18 protein-coding genes are annotated in these 22,345 nt (G+C 60.6%); 11 read left to right on the top strand and 7 right to left on the bottom strand.

The window, feature by feature from the left end; translation table 11 throughout:
* The first annotated feature begins 75 nt into the window (after positions 1–75).
* From xdhA to AC6RA8_RS04930, 8 genes are read left to right on the top strand one after another with little or no spacing between them, the layout of a single operon-like run.
* Entirely contained in the window at positions 76–1,461 is a 1,386-nt protein-coding gene (xdhA, locus tag AC6RA8_RS04965) for a xanthine dehydrogenase small subunit (protein WP_500351018.1), read from the top strand.
* Positions 1,458–3,758: a xanthine dehydrogenase molybdopterin binding subunit gene (xdhB, locus tag AC6RA8_RS04960; RefSeq protein WP_500351017.1), complete on the top strand. Its 2,301-nt coding sequence runs from the start codon at positions 1,458–1,460 to the stop codon at positions 3,756–3,758. Before xdhA ends, xdhB begins: the two co-directional genes overlap by 4 nt.
* Positions 3,751–4,674 (top strand): xanthine dehydrogenase accessory protein XdhC, encoded by a 924-nt coding sequence (gene xdhC / locus AC6RA8_RS04955; RefSeq protein WP_500351048.1) that lies wholly within the window; start codon positions 3,751–3,753, stop codon positions 4,672–4,674. Before xdhB ends, xdhC begins: the two co-directional genes overlap by 8 nt.
* Positions 4,671–6,185 (top strand): ABC transporter ATP-binding protein, encoded by a 1,515-nt coding sequence (locus AC6RA8_RS04950; protein ID WP_500351016.1) that lies wholly within the window; start codon positions 4,671–4,673, stop codon positions 6,183–6,185. The genes xdhC and AC6RA8_RS04950 overlap by 4 nt, the downstream gene beginning before the upstream one ends.
* A 57-nt stretch (positions 6,186–6,242) precedes the next feature.
* On the top strand, positions 6,243–7,325 hold the full coding sequence (locus AC6RA8_RS04945) for an ABC transporter permease (protein WP_500351015.1): 1,083 nt from the start codon (positions 6,243–6,245) through the stop codon (positions 7,323–7,325).
* Positions 7,325–7,633: a hypothetical protein gene (locus tag AC6RA8_RS04940; protein ID WP_500351014.1), complete on the top strand. Its 309-nt coding sequence runs from the start codon at positions 7,325–7,327 to the stop codon at positions 7,631–7,633. The genes AC6RA8_RS04945 and AC6RA8_RS04940 overlap by 1 nt, the downstream gene beginning before the upstream one ends.
* A gap of 18 nt (positions 7,634–7,651) precedes the next feature.
* Positions 7,652–8,572, top strand: a complete 921-nt coding sequence (locus AC6RA8_RS04935; protein ID WP_500351013.1) for an ABC transporter permease — start codon at positions 7,652–7,654, stop codon at positions 8,570–8,572.
* Between the two features lie 30 nt (positions 8,573–8,602).
* A complete protein-coding gene (locus AC6RA8_RS04930; RefSeq protein WP_500351012.1) occupies positions 8,603–9,679 on the top strand; it encodes a BMP family ABC transporter substrate-binding protein in 1,077 nt (358 codons plus the stop codon).
* 156 nt (positions 9,680–9,835) lie between these two features.
* On the opposite strand, the gene AC6RA8_RS04925 is transcribed toward AC6RA8_RS04930, so the two are convergent.
* From AC6RA8_RS04925 to AC6RA8_RS04910, 4 genes are all read right to left on the bottom strand, one after another.
* Positions 9,836–10,555 carry a lysozyme family protein gene (locus AC6RA8_RS04925; protein ID WP_500351011.1) on the bottom strand — a complete coding sequence of 240 codons (720 nt, stop codon included), beginning with the start codon at positions 10,553–10,555 and terminating at the stop codon, positions 9,836–9,838.
* Between the two features lie 128 nt (positions 10,556–10,683).
* Positions 10,684–10,923, bottom strand: a complete 240-nt coding sequence (locus AC6RA8_RS04920) for an HP1242/YdcH family protein (protein ID WP_500351010.1) — start codon at positions 10,921–10,923, stop codon at positions 10,684–10,686.
* A gap of 16 nt (positions 10,924–10,939) precedes the next feature.
* Positions 10,940–11,887, bottom strand: a complete 948-nt coding sequence (gene ppk2, locus AC6RA8_RS04915) for a polyphosphate kinase 2 (protein ID WP_500351009.1) — start codon at positions 11,885–11,887, stop codon at positions 10,940–10,942.
* Complete coding sequence (locus AC6RA8_RS04910) at positions 11,888–12,550, bottom strand: DUF2461 domain-containing protein (protein WP_500351008.1); 663 nt, start codon at positions 12,548–12,550, stop codon at positions 11,888–11,890.
* Between the two features lie 217 nt (positions 12,551–12,767).
* On the opposite strand from AC6RA8_RS04910, the gene AC6RA8_RS04905 reads away from it, so the two are divergent.
* From AC6RA8_RS04905 to AC6RA8_RS04895, 3 genes are read left to right on the top strand one after another with little or no spacing between them, the layout of a single operon-like run.
* The gene (locus tag AC6RA8_RS04905) at positions 12,768–13,694 is read left to right on the top strand and encodes an aldo/keto reductase (RefSeq protein WP_500351007.1); all 927 of its coding nucleotides are present in this window, start codon (positions 12,768–12,770) and stop codon (positions 13,692–13,694) included.
* Complete coding sequence (locus AC6RA8_RS04900) at positions 13,691–14,746, top strand: NAD(P)/FAD-dependent oxidoreductase (RefSeq protein ID WP_500351006.1); 1,056 nt, start codon at positions 13,691–13,693, stop codon at positions 14,744–14,746. The genes AC6RA8_RS04905 and AC6RA8_RS04900 overlap by 4 nt, the downstream gene beginning before the upstream one ends.
* A gap of 18 nt (positions 14,747–14,764) precedes the next feature.
* Positions 14,765–15,529 (top strand): GH25 family lysozyme, encoded by a 765-nt coding sequence (locus AC6RA8_RS04895; protein WP_500351005.1) that lies wholly within the window; start codon positions 14,765–14,767, stop codon positions 15,527–15,529.
* On the opposite strand, the gene AC6RA8_RS04890 is transcribed toward AC6RA8_RS04895, so the two are convergent.
* The 3 genes from AC6RA8_RS04890 to AC6RA8_RS04880 all read right to left on the bottom strand — a co-directional run.
* The gene (locus tag AC6RA8_RS04890; protein ID WP_500351004.1) at positions 15,526–18,567 is read right to left on the bottom strand and encodes an efflux RND transporter permease subunit; all 3,042 of its coding nucleotides are present in this window, start codon (positions 18,565–18,567) and stop codon (positions 15,526–15,528) included. The genes AC6RA8_RS04895 and AC6RA8_RS04890 overlap by 4 nt on opposite strands.
* A 3-nt stretch (positions 18,568–18,570) precedes the next feature.
* A complete protein-coding gene (locus AC6RA8_RS04885) occupies positions 18,571–19,815 on the bottom strand; it encodes an efflux RND transporter periplasmic adaptor subunit (RefSeq protein ID WP_500351003.1) in 1,245 nt (414 codons plus the stop codon).
* Between the two features lie 98 nt (positions 19,816–19,913).
* On the bottom strand, positions 19,914–22,345 hold a 2,432-nt coding region (locus tag AC6RA8_RS04880; RefSeq protein WP_500351002.1), incomplete at its 5' end, for a GcvT family protein.

Here is a 22,345-nt window from a genome sequence, read left to right as displayed (position 1 = left end):
CCCGCCTTCTGGTCTACGCCGCATCGACCAAAGGCCACAACACGGGCGTTGGTAACGCGGCAGGCACAAGACAATATGCGTACGACCTTTCTTCTGAATGGAAGCGAGATCACGGCCGACACGACACCCACGACAACGCTGCTGGACTGGCTACGGGACCACCCCGGACTGACAGGCACCAAGGAAGGCTGCAATGAAGGCGACTGCGGGGCCTGTTCAGTGATGGTCACGGATGCGGATGGGGCGCGGGCGCTGAACGCCTGCATCCTGTTCATGCCACAGCTTGAAGGCAAAGCGGTGCGAACGGTCGAAGGGATCGCGGCCCCCGACGGCACGCTTCACCCCGTTCAGCGGGCGATGATCGAGCACCACGGGTCGCAATGCGGCTTCTGCACGCCGGGTTTCATTACAACGATGGCCACGGCACATCTGAACGGAGAAACGGACCACGACACGGCGCTTGCGGGCAACCTGTGCCGTTGCACCGGCTATGCTCCCATCATCCGCGCCGCCAAGGCTGCCGAAACAGCTCCGGTCCCGGATCATGTGAAAGACACCCCTCTTCTTCTGGCCCAAAACACCTTGGGGGAGGCTCCGACGGAGCCGGGCGCAGAGCCGCCAACAACACCAGACGCTCTCGCCACGTGGATGGATGAGAACCCCGGTGGCACATTGGTGGCAGGCGCCACGGATGTCGGCCTATGGGTGACCAAGCAGTTCAGGGAGCTTGGTCCGGTCGCCTTCCTCAACCGCATTCCGGAGCTGTCCGGCGTGACCGTCACCGACCACGAGATTCACATCGGCGCGGCTACAACGCTGATCGAGTTGCACGAGGCTATTGCCCCGCACCACCCGGCCTTTGCCGAATTGATCCGACGCTACGGCTCTGTGCAGGTGCGCAATGCAGCGACCATTGGTGGCAATGTCGCCAATGGCTCACCCATCGGGGATGGATCGCCGGCGCTGATTGCCTTGGGTGCAACCCTGCACTTGCGATCGGTGGACGGCGTTCGGACGCTGCCGATCGAGGATTTCTTTATCGACTACGGTAAGCAGGACCGGGCCGAGAACGAGTTTGTCGAGGCGATCACGATCCCAAGACAGAGCGACGCCTTGCGCTGTTACAAGCTATCGAAGCGGTTCGATCAGGACATTTCGGCCGTGTGCGGCTGTTTCTGGATCGAAGTTGTGGATGATGTGGTCACCGAAGTACGCCTCGCCTTCGGCGGCATGGCAGGCACACCCAAGCGGGCGGTACATGCCGAGACCGCATTGCGTGGCCAGCCGTGGACCGACGCGGTCGTGGCCCGCGCCATGCAGGCCATGACCCGTGATTTCCAACCGCTCAGCGACATGCGGGCCTCTGCCAGCTACCGGATGCAGACGGCACAGAACATGCTGTTGCGCGCGTGGTTGGAGGATCAAGGGCAGGCCACCAATGTGCTGGAGGTGACATCATGACGGTCGCGAAGCCTCTGCCCCACGATGCTGCCCATCTGCATGTGACCGGCGCCGCGCGATATGTGGATGACATGCCGACGCCTGTGGGAACACTGCATCTCGCGTTTGGCGTGAGCGGTGTTGCCCGTGGCCAGATCACCGCAATGGATCTGGAGGCTGTTCGGGCCGCCTCGGATGTGGTTGCCGTGCTCGTGGCGGATGACCTGCCCTTTGCCAATGATGTGTCCCCGTCGGCCCATGATGAACCCTTGCTGTCGGATGGCACCGTGCAATACCTTGGTCAGCCGCTGTTTCTGGTGGTGGCCCGGTCGCATCTGGCAGCCCGCCATGCGGCGCGTCTGGGCAAGGTCGAGATTGCAGAGGACACGCCGGTTCTGACCATCGACGAGGCCCTTGCCGCGGACACCCGGTTCGAGGATGGCCCGCGCATCTATGCACGGGGCGATGCGGCAACCGAGTTGGGCGGGGCACAGCACCGCCTTACACGGTCGTTCGAGATTGGCGGGCAAGAGCACTTCTATCTCGAAGGGCAAGCGGCACTTGCCCTGCCGGGTGAGGATGGGGATATGCATGTCATCTCGTCCACCCAGCACCCGACCGAGATCCAGCACAAGGTGGCCGATGCCATTGGGCGACCCATGCATGCTGTCCGGGTCGAGACGCGCCGCATGGGGGGCGGGTTTGGTGGTAAGGAGAGTCAGGGCAATGCGCTGGCCGTGGCCTGCGCTATTGCCGCTCGTGCCACCGGCAGCCCGTGCAAGATGCGCTATGACCGCGATGACGACATGATGATCACCGGCAAGCGCCATGATTTCCGCATCGACTATGATGTCGGATTTGATAATGCGGGCCGGATCAACGCCCTTGATGTGCGCCAATACGTGCGCTGCGGTTGGGCCATGGACCTATCCCTGCCCGTGGCCGACCGGGCGATGCTGCATGCCGACAATACCTATTGGTTGCCGCACGTACGGATCGAAAGTCACCGGCTGCGCACCAACACCCAAAGTGCCACGGCCTTTCGCGGCTTTGGCGGGCCGCAGGGGATGCTCGGGATGGAGCGCATTGTCGATCATGTGGCGGGTCATCTGGGGCTTGATCCGCTGGCGGTGCGGGTTGCCAACTTTTATGCCTCCGGCGGTGGTATTTCTGGTCAGAAGAAACAGACGACACCCTATGGTCAGAAGGTTGACGACTTCGTTGGCGACGCGCTGGTAGCGCAATTGCGCGAGACGTCGGACTACGATGCGCGCCGGGCGGCGGTTGCGGAGTGGAATGCAGCAAACCCGGTGCTGAAGAAGGGGATTGCGCTGACACCGGTTAAATTCGGCATCAGCTTCACCCTGACCCACCTGAACCAGGCCGGGGCGCTGGTGCATGTTTATGCAGACGGGTCCATTCATCTGAACCATGGTGGGACCGAGATGGGTCAGGGTCTGTTTCAGAAGGTGGCACAAGTGGCTGCCAGCCGCTTTGGTGTGCCGTTGGAGATGGTTAAGATCACCGCCACCGACACGGCCAAGGTGCCAAACACGTCCGCCACCGCTGCGTCTTCGGGCAGTGACTTGAACGGCATGGCGGTCAAGGCGGCCTGCGACACCATTCGGTATCGGATGGCAGAGCATCTGGCGCAGTTGCATCAGTGTCGTCCAGAAGAGGTGGTTTTCGACGATGGCCGTGTGCGGGCCGGGTCTGGCAACTACAGCTTTGCCGAGGTGGCCGCCCTGACCTACGAGGCACGCATCAGCCTGTCATCCACCGGGTACTACAAGACGCCCGAGATCAAGTGGGATCGGATCAAGGGGCAGGGCCGACCGTTTTTCTACTTTGCCTATGGGGCAGCAGTGACCGAGGTGGTGATCGACACGCTGACGGGGGAGAATCGCATTTTGCGGGCTGATATCCTGCATGATGCCGGCGCATCCCTGAACCCGGCTCTGGATATCGGGCAGGTCGAGGGCGGCTATGTGCAGGGCGCGGGTTGGCTGACAACAGAGGAGCTGGTATGGGACGATCAGGGCCGTCTGCGCACCCATGCGCCGTCAACCTACAAGATACCCGCCTGTTCCGACCGGCCCGATGTGTTCAATGTGGCGCTGTGGGATGGAGAGAACCGGGCCGATACAATCTACAAGTCCAAGGCGGTCGGGGAGCCGCCCCTGATGCTGGGCATCTCGGCCTTTCTGGCGCTGAGCGATGCGGCGGCAGCTTGTGGTCCAAACTACCCGGACTTGCAGGCCCCAGCCACGGCGGAAACGGTTTTGAAAGCCGTGCAGACGGCGCGTGGCGATGTTTGATCGGGCCGGGTTGATCGCGGCCTGCGAGGCGCATGGCCGGGTTGTGCGGGTTGTTGTTGCGTCTGTGCAGGGGTCGGCCCCGCGCGAGGTTGGCGCGGCAATGCTGGTCTGGGAGACCGGGCAATCCGGCACGATTGGCGGTGGTGTCCTTGAGTTTGAGCTGGCCGCTGCTGCCCGTATGCTGACCAAGGATACGCGCAGTCGCCATGCCCTGGGGCCTGATCTGGGCCAATGCTGCGGTGGGGCGGTCGAGGTGCTGAGCGAAGTTTTTGACGTGGGCCGTGCGCATGCCCTGCCCGAAGACGTGGTCGCACGTGGGTCCGAGCCAATGCCGCTGTCGGTCAAGCGCATCTTGAAGGCCGCTCGGAACCAGGGGCAGTTGCCCGCTGCGCAATTGAAGGACGGATGGATGATCGAACCGGTGCGCGCGCCGGATCAGGACATCTGGATCTGGGGCGCGGGCCATGTGGGTCGCGCGCTGGTCGACATCCTGCAGCATATGCCCGGCTATTCACTGACATGGGCCGACACCGGGGCCGAGCGGTTTCCCAAGACCGTGCCCGATGGCGTTACAACCGTGCCTGCCACTGACCTTCCTGCCCTTGCCGCCCATGCGCCCCGCAGCGCGCATCATCTGATCCTGACCTATGCGCATGATATAGATCTGGGCCTGTGCCACGCGGTGCTGACACGCGGCTTTGCCTCTTGCGGGTTGATCGGGTCCGCGACCAAATGGGCGCGGTTTCGCAAAAGGTTGGCCGCATTGGGCCACAGCACGGATGAAATTGCGCGCATCACCTGCCCCATTGGCGATCCATCTTTGGGGAAAGATCCGCATTTGATTGCGGTCGGGGTCGCCTTTCGGCTAGCAAAGTCCACGCAGACCATACCGCAACGACTGGAGACGCGTGCGTGACACCCCTTTTGTCCCTGAACGGCTTGACCAAGGCCTATCCCGGCGTGGTGGCAAATGATGACGTGTCGCTGTCCATCGCTCCCGGGGAAATCCACGCTTTGCTGGGGGAAAACGGGGCAGGCAAGTCAACGCTGGTCAAGATGATCTATGGGCTGGTGAAACCGGACGCAGGTCAGATGCAGATGAATGGGGGCGACTTTGCCCCCGCCGATCCGCGCGCTGCCCGTTCAGCGGGCGTGGGTATGGTGTTCCAGCATTTTTCGCTGTTCGATGCGTTGAGTGTGGCCGAGAACATCGCGTTGGGCATGGAGACACCGCCGCCCATGCGGACGCTCGCCGCCCGTATCCGCGAGGTGTCGGAGACCTATGGCCTGCCATTGTCACCGGACAAAGTGGTGGGTGATCTGTCAGCAGGGGAACGGCAGCGGGTTGAAATCATTCGCTGTCTCTTGCAGGACCCCAAGCTGTTGATCATGGACGAACCCACCTCCGTCCTGACCCCGCAGGAGGTCGATATCCTGTTTGAAACCTTGCGCAAACTGAGCGCAGAGGGCACGGCGATCCTGTATATTTCGCACAAGCTGGAGGAAATCCGCGCCTTGTGTGACGCCGCCACGATCCTGCGCGGTGGCAAGGTGGTAGGGACCTGCCTGCCGCGCGACACCTCGGCCCGCGAGATGGCCGAGATGATGGTGGGCAGCACACTCGCCACGCCCAAGGCTGCTGCACATGACGCAGGCGAGGTGCTGTTGTCAGTGACGGGGCTGTCGGCTGCATCGCCCTCCGCCTTTGGCATGCCCCTACGCGATATTTCCTTTGACGTACGCGCGGGTGAGGTGATGGGCATTGGTGGCGTCGCGGGCAACGGTCAGGACGAATTGCTGGCTGTTCTGTCGGGGGAATTGCCCTGCGGTGTCGGGATGGTGCAGTTCAAGGGCCGCGATCTGGCGAAGAACGGACCGGAGGCACGGCGCGGGCTGGGTGTGCTTGCAGCACCCGAGGAACGGCTGGGCCATGCGGCTGCCCCCAACATGTCGCTGACGGAGAACGCGATGCTCACCGGGGCTGCGCGCGAAGGGCTGGTGCGGCGTGGGATGCTGAACTGGACCAAAACGCGTGATTTTGCAGAGCGCATCATTTCAAGTTTCGACGTCCGCACGCCGGGACCGGAGAATGCGGCGCGGTCGCTGTCGGGCGGCAACCTGCAGAAATTCGTGATTGGTCGCGAGGTGTTGCAGCGCCCCGAGGTGTTGGTGGTGAACCAGCCGACATGGGGCGTGGATGCCGCTGCCGCCGCTGCGATCCGGCAAGCCTTGCTGGATTTGGCGGCGGACGGGTCGGCTGTTGTGGTGATTTCGCAGGATTTGGATGAGTTGATGGAAATCTCCGACCGGTTTGCGGCCTTGAACGAGGGGCGTTTGAGCGCGCCGCGCGCCACATCGGGCCTGGATGTGGAGCAGATTGGCTTGATGCTGGGTGGTGCCCACGGGATGGAGGTTGCGCATGTTTGATCCTGCCGGAGCCTCCGGCGGCGGTTTATTTGGCGAAATGAAGCTGGGGATGGTTGGATGATCCGGATCGAGGCGCGTCCGCAGCCCTCGGCTGTGATGGCCTATGCCACGCCTGTGCTGGCGGTGGTGCTGACGATGATCTTTGGCGGGGTGCTGTTCGTCGCCTTGGGCAAAGACCCATTGCAGGCCATCGCGACGATTTTCTGGGAGCCGATCTTTGGCGAGTTTGCGTTTTTTTACCGGCCGCAGCTTCTGATCAAGGGGGCGCCTTTGGTCTTGATCGCGATTGGGCTAGCACTGGGGTTCCGGGCGGGCATCTGGAACATTGGGGCCGAGGGGCAGTACATTGTCGGGGCCATTTGCGGCGCAGGTGCGGGGTTGGCGTTTTATCCTGCGGAGAGTGTTTTGATCTTTCCCTTGATGGTGCTCGCCGGGGCGTTGGGCGGTTGGGCCTGGGCGATGATCCCTGCTGTTTTAAAGGTAAAATTTGGCACCAACGAGATTTTGGTTTCGCTGATGCTGGTCTATGTGGCTGAGCAGCTTTTGGCCTCTATGTCTTTGGGCTTGCTGAAAAATCCCGAAGGGTTTGGGTTTCCGGGATCGCGCAATTTGCAGCAGTATCCCTCAGCGCACAATGCCGAGATCATTGCCGGGACGGGAATGCATTGGGGCGTGGTTGCTGCGCTGATAGCGGTGATCTTTGCCTATGTTCTGCTGACGCGGCATAGGCTGGGGTTTGCCATTCGGGTCACTGGCGATGCGCCCCGCGCAGCCAAGTTTGGCGGGGTCAATCCCGGGCGGCTGGTTCTGTTTTGTCTGGGTGTATCCGGGCTGCTGGCTGGGCTTGCGGGCATGTTCGAAGTGGCCGGCCCGTCGGGTCAGATCAGCATTGATTTCAACGTGGGCTATGGGTTTACGGCTATCATCGTCGCCTTCCTAGGGCGTCTGAACCCGCTGGGAATCGTAGCGGCAGGATTGCTGATGGCGCTGACCTATATCGGCGGGGATATTGCACAATCGCAGCTGGGTTTGCCTGCGGCGGCGATACAGGTCTTTCAGGGGATGCTCCTGTTTTTCTTGTTGGCTCTCGACCTGCTCACGAACTACCGCGTGCGGTTTGGCAAGGCGGAGGTGGTGTGATGCGGTGGCACTTCTCCATATCACCGAATCAAATCGGATATGTTTTGCTGGCGGGTGTCATCGGCTTCCTGCTTTCATTCATTGTTGTGGTCGCCAGCCCAGAAGTTCAGGCTTTGGCTACCCTTACTTTTATTGCCCTGCTTTTTGCATTTGGTGAAGCGATCATTGAGTGGTTCCTTTACGCCCTTCGCGACATATTCCGAATGTCACCGAGCGCAAGGAGAGAGAAGCCTGTGCGCCACCCTGCAGCCAAAGTTCTTGCTTTCGCGATCATGGCAGCAATCGGTTTTGCGATCGTTCTGCGCTAATGGAGTTTTTCTAAATAAATGGACCTATCCGCCATCAACCCGATCCTCCTGATCGCCGCCATGATCGCGGCGGCCACGCCAATCCTGCTGGCCGCCATCGGAGAGCTTGTCGTCGAACGCGCGGGTGTTCTGAACCTCGGGGTCGAAGGGATGATGATCACAGGCGCCGTCTGTGGCTTCATCATCGCTGTCAACACCGGCTCGCCCACCGTGGGCTTTGTGGCTGCTGCCGTCGGAGGTGGGGTGCTGTCGCTTCTTTTTGCCTTTCTCACGCAGGTCGCGCTGGCCAACCAGGTGGCATCGGGGCTCGCACTGACGCTGTTCGGATTGGGGCTGTCATCGCTCATGGGGCAGTCGTATGTCGGGATCAAACCACCGCGGGCCGAAGCGACACCGCTCGGGCCGCTCGCGGATATTCCCGTCATCGGGCCGATCATCTTTGGTCATGACCTGATGGTTTACTTGGGTCTTGGGATCGTGGCGGGCACCTGGGCACTGCTGACGTTCACGCGCATGGGCTTGGTCCTGCGCGCTGTGGGCGAAAACCACGATGCAGCCCACGCCTTGGGGTACAAGGTCAAACGTATCAGGACCCTTGCCATCCTCTTCGGTGGCGCCTGCGCGGGGCTGGGCGGAGCGTACATTTCCCTCATCCGCGTGCCGCAGTGGACCGAGGGTATGACCGCCGGTGTGGGGTGGATTGCCCTCGCCCTGGTTGTGTTTGCCAGTTGGAAGCCGTGGCGCGTGCTGCTGGGTGCTTATCTTTTTGGCGGGATCACTCAGCTCCAGTTGAACTTGCAGGGCGCGGGCGTTGCCATTCCGGTCGAGTATTTGGCAATGTCCCCCTACATTGTGACGATCATCGTTCTGGTGATTCTGAGCGCAGACAAATCACGCGCCCCCGGCTCACTGGGGCGCACATTCCACGCCTCGGGATAAGGGGCGCACCTAAATGGGGAGAAACCTGAAATGAAACTTACGACACTTCTGGCAAGTGCCGCGCTGGCGCTTGGGCTCGCAGGCGGCGCACTTGCGCAGGACAAGACCAAGGTTGGCTTTGTCTATGTGGGTCCCGTCGGCGACGGCGGCTGGACATACGAGCACGATCAGGGTCGTCTTGCGGTCGAGGAAGAGTTCGGCGATGCAGTTGAGACCGTGTTCGTAGAGAACGTGGCCGAAGGCCCCGACAGCGAGCGCGTGATGACGCAGATGGCGCTGGACGGTGCCGACCTGATCTTTACCACCTCGTTCGGCTATATGGATCCGACGAACAACGTCGCGGCCAAGTTCCCGAACGTAAAATTCGAGCACGCGACTGGCTACAAACGCCTGCATCCGAACGTGTCGACATATTCGGCCCGTTTCTACGAAGGGCGCGCCATTCAAGGCCACATTGCGGGCAAGATGACCAAAACCAACACGATCGGCTACATCGGGTCCTTCCCGATCCCCGAAGTGATCCGTGGTATCAACTCGGCCTATATTCACGCCAAGAAGGTGAATCCGGATGTCGAGTTCAAGATTATCTGGGTCTACACGTGGTTTGACCCTGCGAAAGAGGCCGACGCCGCCAAGACCCTGATCGATCAAGGTGCAGATGTTGTGCTGCAGCATACCGACTCGACAGCGCCGCAAGCGGCTGCTCAGGAAGCAGGTGGTGTTATCACGTTTGGCCAAGCGTCAGACATGGGCCAATACGCGCCCTTCCCGCGCGTCTCATCGATCATCGATGACTGGGCCCCCTACTACATCGCGCGCACCCGTGCCGTGATGGACGGCACCTGGGAGTCGAAAGACACATGGGATGGCATCGGCGCAGGCATGGTTGGCATTGGCGAGATTTCGGACGCCGTTCCAGCCGACGTCAAGGAAGAGGCGCTGGCGATGAAGGCTGCGTTGGCGGATGGATCGTACCATGCGTTCACCGGCCCGCTGAACAAGCAGGACGGCTCACCTTTCCTGGCCGAAGGTGAAACCGCTGATGACGGCACGCTGGCGGGCATGAACTTCTATGTCGAAGGCATCGAAGGCGACATCCCGCAATAAGGCATCGTAAGGCGGGGGTGTCCCCCGCCTCGCAGCTGTTGCCCCCGGCGCACCGCGCTGGGGGCTTTTTGTTGGCTGGGCGCACCGGTTCAATGCATCCATCTGTAAGGCGGAGGTGTCCTCCGCCCCGCCGGTCAAATGGGCCATCAGCGCCCTCTATTGCGCGAAGATGCGGACCATCTGCGCATCGAAATGCGCCCAGGTCATCGTCGCCTTGTTCCCCGCATATCCGTGATAGTGGGATTTGCCCGTATCGTTGGGCAAACCTGCCCAGATCTTGGCCAGATTGTTCATGAAGGTCTCGCGCGGCATCTCTCCGGCAAGGAAGGGGGCAAGGCCCGCATCAGCCAGCAGGATATCTGCAAGCCGGTCCTGCACCTCAGGCGTGAACTGCGTTTTGGGATCAATTCCTGCTTGCCGCACAAGCCGCCGCAGGGTCGGCGGAATGAACTGGTAGCGCCCAATGGCATGGGGCTGTCCCGGTGTGGCTTTGATCCAGTCGTAAATCTGCTGGATCGTCAGCTGGGTCGGCGCTGCGCCTGGCTTGACCCGCGCCCCGTATTGTACGGCGTCATAGCCCTTCTTGCCTGCCTCGGCCTGCGCTATCAGGTTGCGCAACCGCGCAACCCGGCCCTCGACCGGGTAGTTCCGCAAGTTGTCGAGTTCCTTGGGATCAGGCGGTGCAAACATGCCGGTGATGGAACGCCCGGCAAACAGGCTGGGGCCGGAATGCCGGATCATCGGCTCTGCACTGATCAGCGGGGCCGCCTTGGTCATCAGGCTGGCCCGACTGACCATTGGCAACGCCTCCGCCCAAGCATAGGCCCCCTGCCCCACCAACCCAACGCACGCCAAAAGGCTCCAAATCCGCCGCATCGCAATCCCGTTCTGAAATCATTGCGTGCAGGGGTTTTGGCGCGACATCCCTAAACACGGGGTTGCCACCGTCATGCGTTTTGAGCCGAGTTTAGTTCAAATGCGATCTATCGCGCCAACATCCCAAATCAGGCAGCCGTTAGTGTCGCGTAAAGCTGATCCTTCAGCGCCATACGCTGCTTGCGCATGTCCTGCATATGCGTATCGGACACGGGTTCAACATCCGTTTCGGCGCGGTGCACAGCACGGTTCACGTCGTGGTATTCATCCATCAATCGGGCGAAATGCGCATCCGTCTGCCGCAGCTTCGAAATGCGGTCCGCATGTTCGGGAAAGTCCTGCGCAAGATCATGAGGCGTGTTTGACATGTGATCCTCCGGGGTGTCAGCTTTTGCGGGAGTGCGGATGCAGCGATGCCGCCAGAATATGCTCGGACCCATTCACCGAAGCATCCGCCTGCTGCACGATCAATGGGTCAGGTACGGTGGCTACTGCCAAGTCCTTGTCCGGATAGTCCAGCTTGGACAGAAAATGCTTCATGCAGTTGATGCGTGCGCGCTTCTTGTCATTGGATTTCACAACCGTCCAGGGTGCGTCGGCCGTGTCCGTGTAAAAAAACATCGCCTCTTTCGCCTCGGTGTAGTCATCCCATTTGTCGAGGCTGGCCCGGTCGATTGGGGACAGCTTCCACTGTTTCAGCGGGTCCGTCTCACGCGCCTTGAAACGGCGGCGCTGTTCATCTTGTGTGACGGAAAACCAGTATTTGAACAGCTGAATGCCCGACCGCGACAGCATCCGTTCGAACTCGGGCGTCTGGCGCATGAATTCGAGGTACTCATTAGCCGCACAGAACGACATCACCCGCTCTACCCCGGCCCGGTTGTACCAGGAACGGTCATAAAGAACGATCTCGCCGCTGGTTGGCAGATGCTTGATGTAGCGCTGGAAAAACCACTGTCCGCGTTCCTGATCGGTCGGTTTGTTGAGGGCCACCACACGTGCCGCACGAGGGTTCAAGTGCTCCATGAACCGCTTGATCGTGCCCCCCTTGCCCGCCGCATCACGCCCTTCGAACAGCAGTACGAACTTTTGACCGGTTTCCTGCACCCAAAGCTGGACCTTCAGCAACTCGACTTGCAAGGCAGCCTTCTCCGCCTCGTATTCGGTGCGGGTCATCTTGTCGGCGTAGGGGTATTTCGTCTGGTCAAAGGCCTGGGCGTTAGAGGGCTTGCGATCAATGGTCTCAACAGATTGTGCCAAATGTCTTCTCCTAGTGCTATTCGGTGAAGACGTAGAGACGCCAATGTCCGCTTTGTCATTGATGTGCGTCATTTACAGGTGAGAATCGAAGACCCTCCATACAGGCATCAGAGAGTTGATCCGCGATACGGTTGCCTTGATAAGACCGGTGTCGCGCCAATCGGTCTGCATCGCGCCAGAGACGGCCAGCGCCTTGCGCTTCAGCAGGCCGCCATGGGGGTGATCCTGGTCATAGGGTTTGGGCACACGTTTCAGCGGCTCCGGTCCCCAATCGCTGATCTCCGCACCAGTGTTACTGGCTCCATCCAGCGCCTCTTGCAAACTATCACCCCAACTGTCGACAAAGGCGCGGTAGCGGGTCAGGTGTTCGCCCTGCAGGCCCATCACGCCCATTCCAAGGATGAAATACTCCGGCGACAGCCCCCAAAACCATGACGGGGCCAGCGGGTCCTTGTCGGCGGGGGACCACATGATGTGAAGGTGCGTGTTCAGCGGCGTCTTGTCCTTGGAAAAGCGGACATCGCGGTAGATGCGAAAAACTTTGGGACTGTGCGGCTTGCCGGTGATGCGGGCAATATCTTCGGCCATCAGATCCGAAAAGAACCCGGCAGGACCGGCAATGGCCTCCTTGTAATGGGCCTTGTGTGGCTCGAACCAGTCTTTCGAGTTGTTCTTCTCCAGCTTGGCAAAAAAGCTCAGCGCCTCGTCCACCATCTGTTCAAACCCGTCGGCCATGTCCGCCCCCTGCACGTCGTTCCTTTCCGAACCTATCGCAACACGGTGGCCAGTCCACAGCAAGCTGCTGCCAGATTGCGGCAGCGGGAGGCAGTTGCACCGTGCCAAATGTCGGCGCGTCTTTCATATGCAAAGGACAAGGCGCGACTGCGAGAGGCGGGCCTGAACGGATGTTAGCCGTTGCACCGGTGGTGTCCTGCATGGCACGACTTGTCGCATGATTACCTCTCTCTCCGGCACCCCGCTTTCGCCCCTGACATTCGGCACCATGCAGTTCGGCGGCAAGGCTGATGCAGACCAGAGCCGCGCCATGTTCGACGCCGCCCGCGCAGCGGGCATCACCCATTTCGACACCGCCTTTGTCTATACCGGCGGTGCCTCGGAGACCCTGTTGGGTGAGATGGCCCAAACCGACCGCGATGACCTGATCATCGCGACCAAGGCGGCCTATGAAGGTGGCTCTGGCCGCGACAATATCCTGACCGGTTTTGCCACGTCCCAGCAGCGGTTGCAGATGGACATGGTCGATATTCTGTACCTGCACCGGTTTGACGATGACACGCTGCTGCAAGAGACATTCGATGCGCTGGCAATGCTCAAGGCCCAAGGCAAGATCCGCCATATCGGCGTGTCAAACTTCGCCGCCTGGCAGGTGATGAAAGCGCAAGCCGTGGCCGCGCAGTTTGAGGTGCGGATCGACATCATCCAGCCGATGCACAGCTTGGTGAAACGCCAGTCCGAGGTCGAGATTTTCCCGATGGCCGTGGATCAGGGCATTGAAATCGCGCCCTATTCTCCGCTTGGCGGCGGGTTATTGACTGGCAAATACGTGGAAGGCGGCACCGGGCGGCTGACCGAAGATGACCGCTATGCCGCGCGCTACAATGTGGATTGGATGCGCGAGGCGGCTGCCAAGCTGTCTGCACTCGCTGCCGATCTGGGTACCAACCCAGCGACGCTGGCCGTGGCCTGGGCCATGGCGCATCCTGCGCAGCCGAGGCCCATCATCTCGGCCCGCTCAGCGGAACAATTGGCCCCTTCGCTGGCCGCATTGGATTTCGATATGACCGCTGATCTTTACGACCAGATCACCGGGTTCAGCGTCACGCCACCGCCCGCCACGGACCGGATCGAAGAAACGTGACAGACATCATCGTCATTGGCGGTGGCATCGCCGGAGTGTCGGCGGCTGCACGACTGTCGGACGGGGCGCGTGTTACGCTGATCGAGGGTGAAAGCGCGCTTGGCTACCATGCCTCGGGCCGGTCTGCCGCGCTGTTCGAAGAGAACTATGGCGCGCCATCCGTGGTCGCCTTGAACAAGGCAAGTGCCGCCTTTCAGAAACGCTATCTCAGTCCGCGCGGTTTCCTCTTGCTCGGACGCGCCGGAGAGGATGAACAGTTTAAAGCCGACGCCGAAACCCTGAAGTGCCCCGAGATATCGGTGGACGATGCGCGAACCTACATTCCGATCCTGAATGGTGCGATCACCCGCGCCGCCTACCATGCCGATGCCTTTGATATCGACACGGATCGCATGATTCAGGATTTCGCAAGGACAATACGTGCAAATGGCGGGCAGGTTCTGACCGGAGTACCGGTGACCGCGATCGAACACGACACAACATGGGCCGTCCGTTGCGGTAGCGACGTGTTAAGGGCTGACATTCTGGTGAACGCCGGTGGCGCGTGGGCCGACCAGATTGCCATTATGGCGGGGGTCACACCGATCGGCATAATGCCCCTCCGTCGTTCCATGGCACGCCTGCCTGCGCCCGGTGGACATAACGTCAGCGAATGGCCCATTTTCTTTGGCGTCGGCGAGACGTGGTACGCCAAGCCGGATGCGGGCAAGCTGTTGGTCTCTCCGGCAGACGAAGACCTTGTTGAACCGCAAGACGCCTGGGCCGATGATATGGTGCTGGCCGAGGGACTGGATCGCTATAGCCAGCACGTGACTGAGCCCGTCACCCGGGTTGAGACGTCATGGGCCGGTCTGCGCAGCTTTGTGCCGGACCGCACGCTGGTGTTGGGCCGTGACCGCCAAGTGCCTGATTTCATTTGGTGCGCGGGTCAGGGCGGCTATGGGTTTCAGACGGCCCCAGCGGCCAGCCAGCTTCTGGCTGATCTGGTGTTGGGCCGTCCTCCGCACATCGACGCCGACACCATCAAATCCTTGTCGCCAGCCCGGTTCTAAGCCGCTAGGCTCGGCCTCATGTTGACACGACTTTTGATTGCCGCATTCGTCTTTCTTGCTGCCTGCGCCCCCGGCCCCGCCCCCTTTACCGGCCCGATGATCATCGGGGACACCGACCCCGTACGCTTTGCCGGGCGCCAGCCCAGCACCTTCCCTGTACGCGGCATGGACGCCGCCCGCTTCCAGACCAGTGTGGACTGGGTTCGGGCCAAGGCGGTCGGGATCGAGTTTACCTTTCTGAAGGCGACCGAGGGCGGGGATCTGGCCGACCCCATGTTCACGGACCACTGGCGCGGCGCAGGCCGGGCGGGCATCCGGCGCGGGGCCTATCACTTCTACTATTTCTGCACGGCACCCGAGGTGCAGGCGCAGTTCTTTATCCGCACCGCGCCGAAGACGCGCGGCAGCCTGCCACCGGTTCTGGATATGGAGTGGAACCCATTTTCACCGACCTGTCAGCGTCGCCCGGATGCCGCCACTGTGCGCAATGAAATGCAGCGCTGGCTGGACATCGTCGAGGCGCACTATGGGCAGAAACCCATCATCTATACGACGCCCGGCTTTTATGAGGATGCCGAGTTGAACCGTCTGCGCGGCTACGAATTCTGGTTGCGCACCACAGCCAAAACCCCGGCTCAGGCCTATCCCGGCCAGTCGTGGCGCTTTTGGCAATACACCTCAACCGGCACATTGCCGAATACGCCCGGAGCGATCGACATCAATGCCTTCAACGGCTCCGCCGCAGACTGGCAAAGCTGGCTGGATCGGCGGACGATCCGCTAGGCGACCTCGTCCCCGCTGACCCGGAAGAAGATGGCATACAGTGCCGGCACCACGATCAAGGTGAGGATCGCGGCAAAGCTGAGCCCGCAGATGATGACAATTGCGAGCGAGGCAAAGAACGGATCCCAGATCAGAGGCACAACACCCAACACGGTTGTCAACACGCCCAGCAACACGGGCCGCACCCTGCTGACCGCTGAATCCACGATGGCATCCATGCGCGGTTTGCCCCCGGCGATCTGACTGTCGGTTTCGTCAATCAACACGATGGCCGCCTTGATCAGCAGGCCGGTCAGAGACAGGACACCCAGGATCGCCATGAACTCAAGCGGCGTTTGCGTGGCGGCAAGCCCCCAGATCACCCCGATGAGGGCAAGCGGCACCGTCAGCCAGATGATCAGCGGCTGGCGGATCGCATTGAACAGGAAGAGCACAACCAGGATCATCGCGCCAAAGCCCAAAGGCATGGTGGAAGCAAGACCGGCATTGGCCTCGGCAGAGTCGCCGTATTCCCCTTTCCACTCCAACGCATAGCCGGGCGGAAGGACGATATCCTCGATCTGACCCCGGACCTCGTTGAAGAGGTCACCAGACAGAACACCCACAGCGTTGTCAGACTGCGCCGTGATGGCCAGCTTGCGGTCGATGCGACGCAGGTTACCTGCCTCGAACACAACTTCGAACCGGTCCACGACCTGGTTGATCGGAATGTACCCACCGGCCACCTGGCTGAAGACCTGCACATCGCGCAGCTCTGTCACGTCATCGCGCTCGACCGCGGTCGGGCGCATGACGATGTTCAACAGCTCATCCCGCTCGCGATACACGCCGAGGGTCGAACCGGTCAGGTGGGTAGCCAGCGCACCCGAAATATCGCTCTGGGTCAGACCCAAACGACGCGCGTTTTCAGTGTCGATGACGGGTCGGAGCACCTGGACCTGTTCGCGCCAATCATCTTTGACCGCGATGGCACCCGCATCGGACATGATCGCCTTGGCCTCGGCTGCCAGTTCGCGCAGCACCACGGGATCGGGGCCAAAGAACCGCGCCTCGACCTTGGATCCGCCGCCGGGACCCAGCACGAATTTCCAAACTTTGGCATTCGCGACCGGATAGTTTTCTTCAATCCAAGCCTGCAATTCCATGCGCAGACCCTCGATCTGGTCAAAGCTTTCCACGTCAACCAGGATCTGACCGTAGGCCGAGTTCTGCGTCTCAGCCTCGTAAATCAGCATGAACCTTGTGTGGCCCTGACCGATGGCGGTGTTTGTTCCGGTGACACCGGGCAGCGTGCGCACATGTTCACTGATTTCCAGTATGTCCGACTCGGTTGCCGAGATGTCAGCGCCCTGCGGGAGGAAGTAGTCAATCGCGAATTGTGCCCGGGTGGAAGTCGGGAAGAATCCGGGCGGCACCATGCTGAACATCGCAACCGCAGAGGCAAACAGCACCACGACAAGGCCGATTGTCAGATACCGCACGGCAATCGCACGTTTGAGGATGCCCCGATACATCCGCAGCACGACGTTTTCCCGATCTTCCACGGCGGTGCCGGGCTTGAGCAGAAGGGTGCAGAAATACGGTGTCAACCAAATGGCAACCAGCCAAGAGAACAGCAGCGAAATGGCAATCGTCCAGAACAGGCTGCCTGCATATTCGCCCGTGTTGTCCGGCGAAAATCCGATGGGCGAGAAAGCGAGAATGCCAACGATTGTCCCGCCAAGCAGTGGCCATTTCGTCTGGTTCACAACGGCGATGGAGGCCGATGCCGCGCTTTCGCCCTTTTGCACACGCACTAGCGTGCCTTCGACTACCACGATGGCGTTGTCGACCAGCATCCCCAGCGCGATGATCAACGCACCAAGCGAGATACGTTGCATGTCGAGACCGTAGAGGTACATCCCGAACAGGGTGCCTGCGACGGTCACCATCAGGATGCCCCCCATCAGGATGCCCGATCGCAGCCCCATGAAGATCAGCAGCGTGCCCACGACGATGGCCAGCGCCAAAACGACGTTCATGACGAAATCGTCGACCGACTCCTTCACCGTGACGGACTGATCCGAGATTGGCAGCACGTCGATCCCGATTGGGCGCTGGTCAATCAGCGCATCCATCCGTTCCTTGACCGCGACGCCCATGTTGACCACGTTACCGCCAAGCGTGTTCGATATCCCGATCCCGATGCCTTGTTTTCCATCGCGGTACAGCAGCATGGTCGCCGGATCCTCGACCCCGCGACTGATCGTTGCGATGTCAGATAGACGGAAAGATGCACCGGTCTGCGCGTTGGTGATCATCAGGTTGCCAATGGCCTCAGTCGATGACACCGCACTTTCCGGTCGAACCATCAGCCGGGTTTGCCCCGCTTTGATCGATCCAGCGGGCCGGACAAGATTCTGACCTTCGAGGATCTGAGCGATCTGGTCCGGTGCCAACCCAAGTTCGATCAGGCGGGCGGACGAGTATTCGACATAGATCACTTCGTCCTGAACACCGTTCAGCACCACCTTGGACACACCGTCGACCGTCACCAGTTCGCGCTGCAGATCCTTGGCATATTCGTGCAGTTCACTGATCGAGAAGCCATCCCCCACCACTGCGAAATACAGGGCGTAAACGTCACCAAAGTCATCAAAGACGATGCTTTCAAGGGCATTGGGCGGGAGGTTCCCCTGCGCGTCGTCGACCTTGGCACGCATCTGCGCAAACCGCTGATACAGGTCCGGATAGTCCGGTACCGAAGCGATGGTGAATTCGACGTTCACGATACTGAGGCCCGGCGAAGAAACCGACCTGACCTCGTCCACGCCTTGCAGTTGTTGCAAGGCGTTTTCGACAACCTCGGTCACCTCTTCCGCCACCTCTTCGGCGCTGGCGCCGGGATACGGTGTGATGATCTGGGCCTGACGGATGATGAATTCGGGGTCTTCGAACCGCGGCAGAACCGTGTACGCAAAGTAGCCGGAAATAAGAATGAGGAGCGTCGAGATCGCCGAGATCAGACGCTTTTCGATGGCAAACCGGGCCAGATCCATAACTTAATCTCCAACCCGAGTGATCGGACGTATCGTCATCCCGTCAATGATCTGACTGACCCCGGCAGCAATCACGCGGTCACCTGCGCTTACTCCTTCAGTCACGGCAACCTCCGCACCACTGGCTTCTCCCAAGGTGACAGGCTGTTTGGATACGGCGTTGTCGTCGTCCAGCAGCCAAACGAAAGGCGAACCATCCGGATTAGCGCCTACTGCTGTCAGTGGAATACGCAGTTCTGCGGCAAACCCGGGCGCCGTTGCCAAGGCTCGACCAACCATGCCGGGCAGGATAACCGTCCCGTTTGGCTGTGCGACGCTGACCCGACCCCGGTAGGTTTGGGTGGCGGCATCTGCCTGAACCGAGAATTCCACGACTTCCGCGTCAAATGTCTGCCCCGGCAGCGCGTCGAATTGCACCTGTGACTTGATCTGATCCTGTCCGTTTGCAGACAGCGCAATCACATCCGGCCCAGGCACGTCAAAGGCCAGGTGCACCGTGTCTATGTTTTGCAACAGGGCAATGCTCTGACCCGCCTGCACGTTTGTGAAGTTGTCGATGTCACGGCGCGAAATGATACCAGCGAAAGGTGCGGTCAGCGTTGCATCATCAAGGTTGTCTCGGGCCACCTGCAGCTGGGCTTCCAATCCACGCAAAGCTGCCTCGGACGCTTCAATGTCTTCGGCCCGCCCACCGGACTGCCCGATAATCAACTGTTCTTGCTGCGCGCGCAGGTTCGCTTCGGCCACCCGCAAAGATGCTTCATCCTGTTCAAGGCGCGCAGCGGCCACAACGCCACGTTCTGCCAACTCGCGGGTCCGTTCAGCCTGATCAAGCGCTTGATCGACCTGGGCCTGCGCCGATTCAACCGCGGCTTCCAGTGCTACGATCTCTTCGGCGCGCGCACCTGTCCGCAAGGCGCGCAGCTGGGCTGCGGACTGATCACGGGAGCTTTCAAGCTGAGCAATCTGGCGTTCGAAATCGCGTGGATCAATCTGCGCAATTAGATCACCAAGCCCCACATCCTGTGCACCGCGAATAGGAAGCTCAATGACGCGCCCACTGACGCGAAAGGATAACTCCACCTCTTCGGACGGCAGCACAATCGCAGGATATGTGCGTTGAATCGTTGCTTCTGTTTCCTGAACGGTCGCAACCTTGGCAGGGCGCACAACGTCCTGAGCGCTGGTCGGCAAGGTTGATGCAAGCGCCGCCGCTATGCCAACTGCGAAAACTCCGAGAATATTCATTGCCGTGCTAAGCCTTTGTCCAATACGTGATCGGACAATTATGCGACGCAGCAGCCAAGTCAACGAGTCGGCAGGTCAACTTCGTTCAATCGGCGGTTTCACCCGTCCTTGCGGATCACCTCGTTCTTGGGGTCATAGGGGCTGTCGGTCACGACTTCGGCGGGCCACAGCTTGTCAAACATCTTGACCTGCAGCTTGGTTCCCGGCTGCGCCAGATCGGGCCGGACATAACCCATGCCAATGGACTTCTCAAAGGCAACCGAATACCCGCCAGATGTCAGGCGGCCTACGCGCGTATCCCCGTCATAGAGCGCCTCGCGCCCCCAGGGGTCGGCATCTTCAGGCCCATCAATTAACAGCGTCACGCAGGTTGAGCGCACGCCGATCTTTTCCATCGCGGCCTTGCCATGGAAATCCTTGGATAGATCAACGAAACGAGGCAGGTCAGCTTCGATGGGCGTCGCGTCGCGACCGAGTTCCGTGCCAAACGCGCGGTACGATTTTTCCTGACGCAGCCAGTTTTGCGCCCGTGCACCCACCAGCTTCATCCCGTGCTTTTCGCCCGCTTTCACAAGCCGGTCCCACAGGTAATTCTGCATCTCGATTGGGTGGTGCAATTCCCAGCCCAGTTCACCGGTATAGGCCACGCGGATCGCACGCACAGGGCACATGCCCAGTTCGATGTCGCGATAGGACAGCCATGGGAAACGTTTGTTCGACAGCACGGTTGACGGGTCCGCGTCCCTGACCAACTCGTTCAGCACGTCCCGCGACTTTGGCCCGGCAATGGCGAAGACACCCCACTTGGTGGTCACATCCTCTTCGTTGATGCGACCGAATTCGGCCTCTTTCTCCATGATTGCCTTGTAGAGGTAATCCTGGTCGTAGGCATGCCACGCCGCTGCCGACACGAGGTAGTAGTCATCCTCGGCCAGCCGCACGATGGTGTATTCCGTGCGCGTGGTTCCCGCCGCCGTCAGGGCATAGGTCAGGTTGATGCGCCCGACCTTGGGCAACTTGTTGGTGGTGAACCACTCCAGGAACGCCGTGGCGCCCGGGCCGGAAATCCGGTGCTTGGTAAAGGCCGTGGCGTCGACCAGCCCCACGCCTTCGCGGATCGCCTTGGCTTCGTCCACCGCGTATTGCCACCAGCCGCCGCGACGGAAGGACCGCGCGTCGTGGTCAAAGCTGTCAGGTGCATCGAGCGGCCCATAGTAGTTGGGCCGTTCAAATCCGTTTACGCAGCCGAACTGCGCCCCTGCCGCCTTTTGCCGATCATAGGCCGGACCCGTCCGCAGCGGACGGCACGCTTCACGCTCTTCATCCGGGTGGTGCAGAATATAGACGTGCTCGTAGCATTCCTCGTTCTTGCGGGCTGCATATTCGGTTGTCATCCAGTCGCCGTAGCGCTTGGGATCAAGCGGGGCCATATCGATCTCGGCTTCACCCTCGACCATCATTTGGGCAAGGTAGTACCCGGTGCCACCGGCGGCCGTGATCCCAAACGAGAATCCTTCGGCCAGCCACATGTTCTGCAGACCCGGCGCGGGACCCACCAGCGGGTTGCCATCGGGTGTGTAGCAGATGGGACCGTTGAAATCGTCCTTGAGGCCACTGTCCTCGCATGACGGCACACGGTGGATCATCGCCATGTACTGTTCTTCGATCCGCTCAAGATCCAGCTGGAACAGGTCAGCCCGGAAGCTGTCCGGCACGCCATGTTCGAACCGTGCAGGCGCGTTCTTTTCATACACACCCAAAATCCAGCCGCCACGCTCCTCGCGGACATAGGACTGGGCATCGGCATCGCGAATAACCGGGTGTTCGGCATTACCGTCGGCGCGATACTTCACCAGTTCGGGGTCCTGTTCCATCACGATGAACTGGTGCTCAACCGGGATGGCGGGCATCTTGATACCCAGCATCTGGGCGGTGCGCTGCGCGTGGTTGCCAGAGGCCGTCACCACATGTTCGGCGGTGATCACGACCTGCTCTTCGGACGGCACAAGGTTGCCGCCTTTTTCGACCATCTTGGTAGCCGTGACCTCCCACGCCTCACCATTCCAGTGAAAGGCGTCGGCCTGCCATTTGCGTTCGATCATCACGCCGCGCTGACGCGCCCCCTTGGCCATCGCCATCGTGACATCTGCCGGGTTAATGTAGCCATCGGTCTGGTGATAGAGCGCGCCTTTCAAATCCTCGGTCCGGATCAGGGGCCATTTCGCCTTGATCTGCTCAGGCGTCATGAACTGATATGGCACACCGCACGTCTCGGCAGTGGAGGCATAGAGCATGTATTCATCCATACGCTCTTGCGTCTGCGCCATGCGCAGGTTGCCCACAACGGCAAAACCGGCGTTCAGCCCTGTCTCTTCCTCAAGCGTCTTGTAGAACTTGATGGAATAGTCGTGGATGTGGGTCGTCGCGTAGGACATGTTGAAATAGGGCAGCAATCCCGCCGCGTGCCATGTGGACCCCGAGGTCAGCTCATCCCGCTCCAGCAGCATCACGTCATCCCAACCGGCACGTG

The organism is Tateyamaria sp. (genome assembly GCF_059783535.1).
This window is presented reverse-complemented; position numbering and strand designations above follow the sequence as displayed.

Bases quoted from the DNA above. Each gene is read 5' to 3' on its own strand.
- xdhB (WP_500351017.1), top strand. From the start codon at position 1,458: ATGACGGTCGCGAAGCCTCTGCCCCACGATGCTGCCCATCTGCATGTG.
- AC6RA8_RS04895 (WP_500351005.1), top strand. From the start codon at position 14,765: ATGTTGACACGACTTTTGATTGCCGCATTCGTCTTTCTTGCTGCCTGC.
- AC6RA8_RS04925 (WP_500351011.1), bottom strand. From the start codon at position 10,555: ATGCGGCGGATTTGGAGCCTTTTGGCGTGCGTTGGGTTGGTGGGGCAG.
- AC6RA8_RS04910 (WP_500351008.1), bottom strand. From the start codon at position 12,550: ATGGCCGACGGGTTTGAACAGATGGTGGACGAGGCGCTGAGCTTTTTT.
- AC6RA8_RS04890 (WP_500351004.1), bottom strand. From the start codon at position 18,567: ATGGATCTGGCCCGGTTTGCCATCGAAAAGCGTCTGATCTCGGCGATC.
- AC6RA8_RS04935 (WP_500351013.1), top strand. From the start codon at position 7,652: ATGGACCTATCCGCCATCAACCCGATCCTCCTGATCGCCGCCATGATC.
- AC6RA8_RS04920 (WP_500351010.1), bottom strand. From the start codon at position 10,923: ATGTCAAACACGCCTCATGATCTTGCGCAGGACTTTCCCGAACATGCG.
- ppk2 (WP_500351009.1), bottom strand. From the start codon at position 11,887: ATGACGCACATCAATGACAAAGCGGACATTGGCGTCTCTACGTCTTCA.
- AC6RA8_RS04885 (WP_500351003.1), bottom strand. From the start codon at position 19,815: ATGAATATTCTCGGAGTTTTCGCAGTTGGCATAGCGGCGGCGCTTGCA.
- AC6RA8_RS04945 (WP_500351015.1), top strand. From the start codon at position 6,243: ATGATCCGGATCGAGGCGCGTCCGCAGCCCTCGGCTGTGATGGCCTAT.
- xdhC (WP_500351048.1), top strand. From the start codon at position 3,751: ATGTTTGATCGGGCCGGGTTGATCGCGGCCTGCGAGGCGCATGGCCGG.
- AC6RA8_RS04930 (WP_500351012.1), top strand. From the start codon at position 8,603: ATGAAACTTACGACACTTCTGGCAAGTGCCGCGCTGGCGCTTGGGCTC.
- AC6RA8_RS04940 (WP_500351014.1), top strand. From the start codon at position 7,325: ATGCGGTGGCACTTCTCCATATCACCGAATCAAATCGGATATGTTTTG.
- xdhA (WP_500351018.1), top strand. From the start codon at position 76: ATGCGTACGACCTTTCTTCTGAATGGAAGCGAGATCACGGCCGACACG.
- AC6RA8_RS04905 (WP_500351007.1), top strand. From the start codon at position 12,768: ATGATTACCTCTCTCTCCGGCACCCCGCTTTCGCCCCTGACATTCGGC.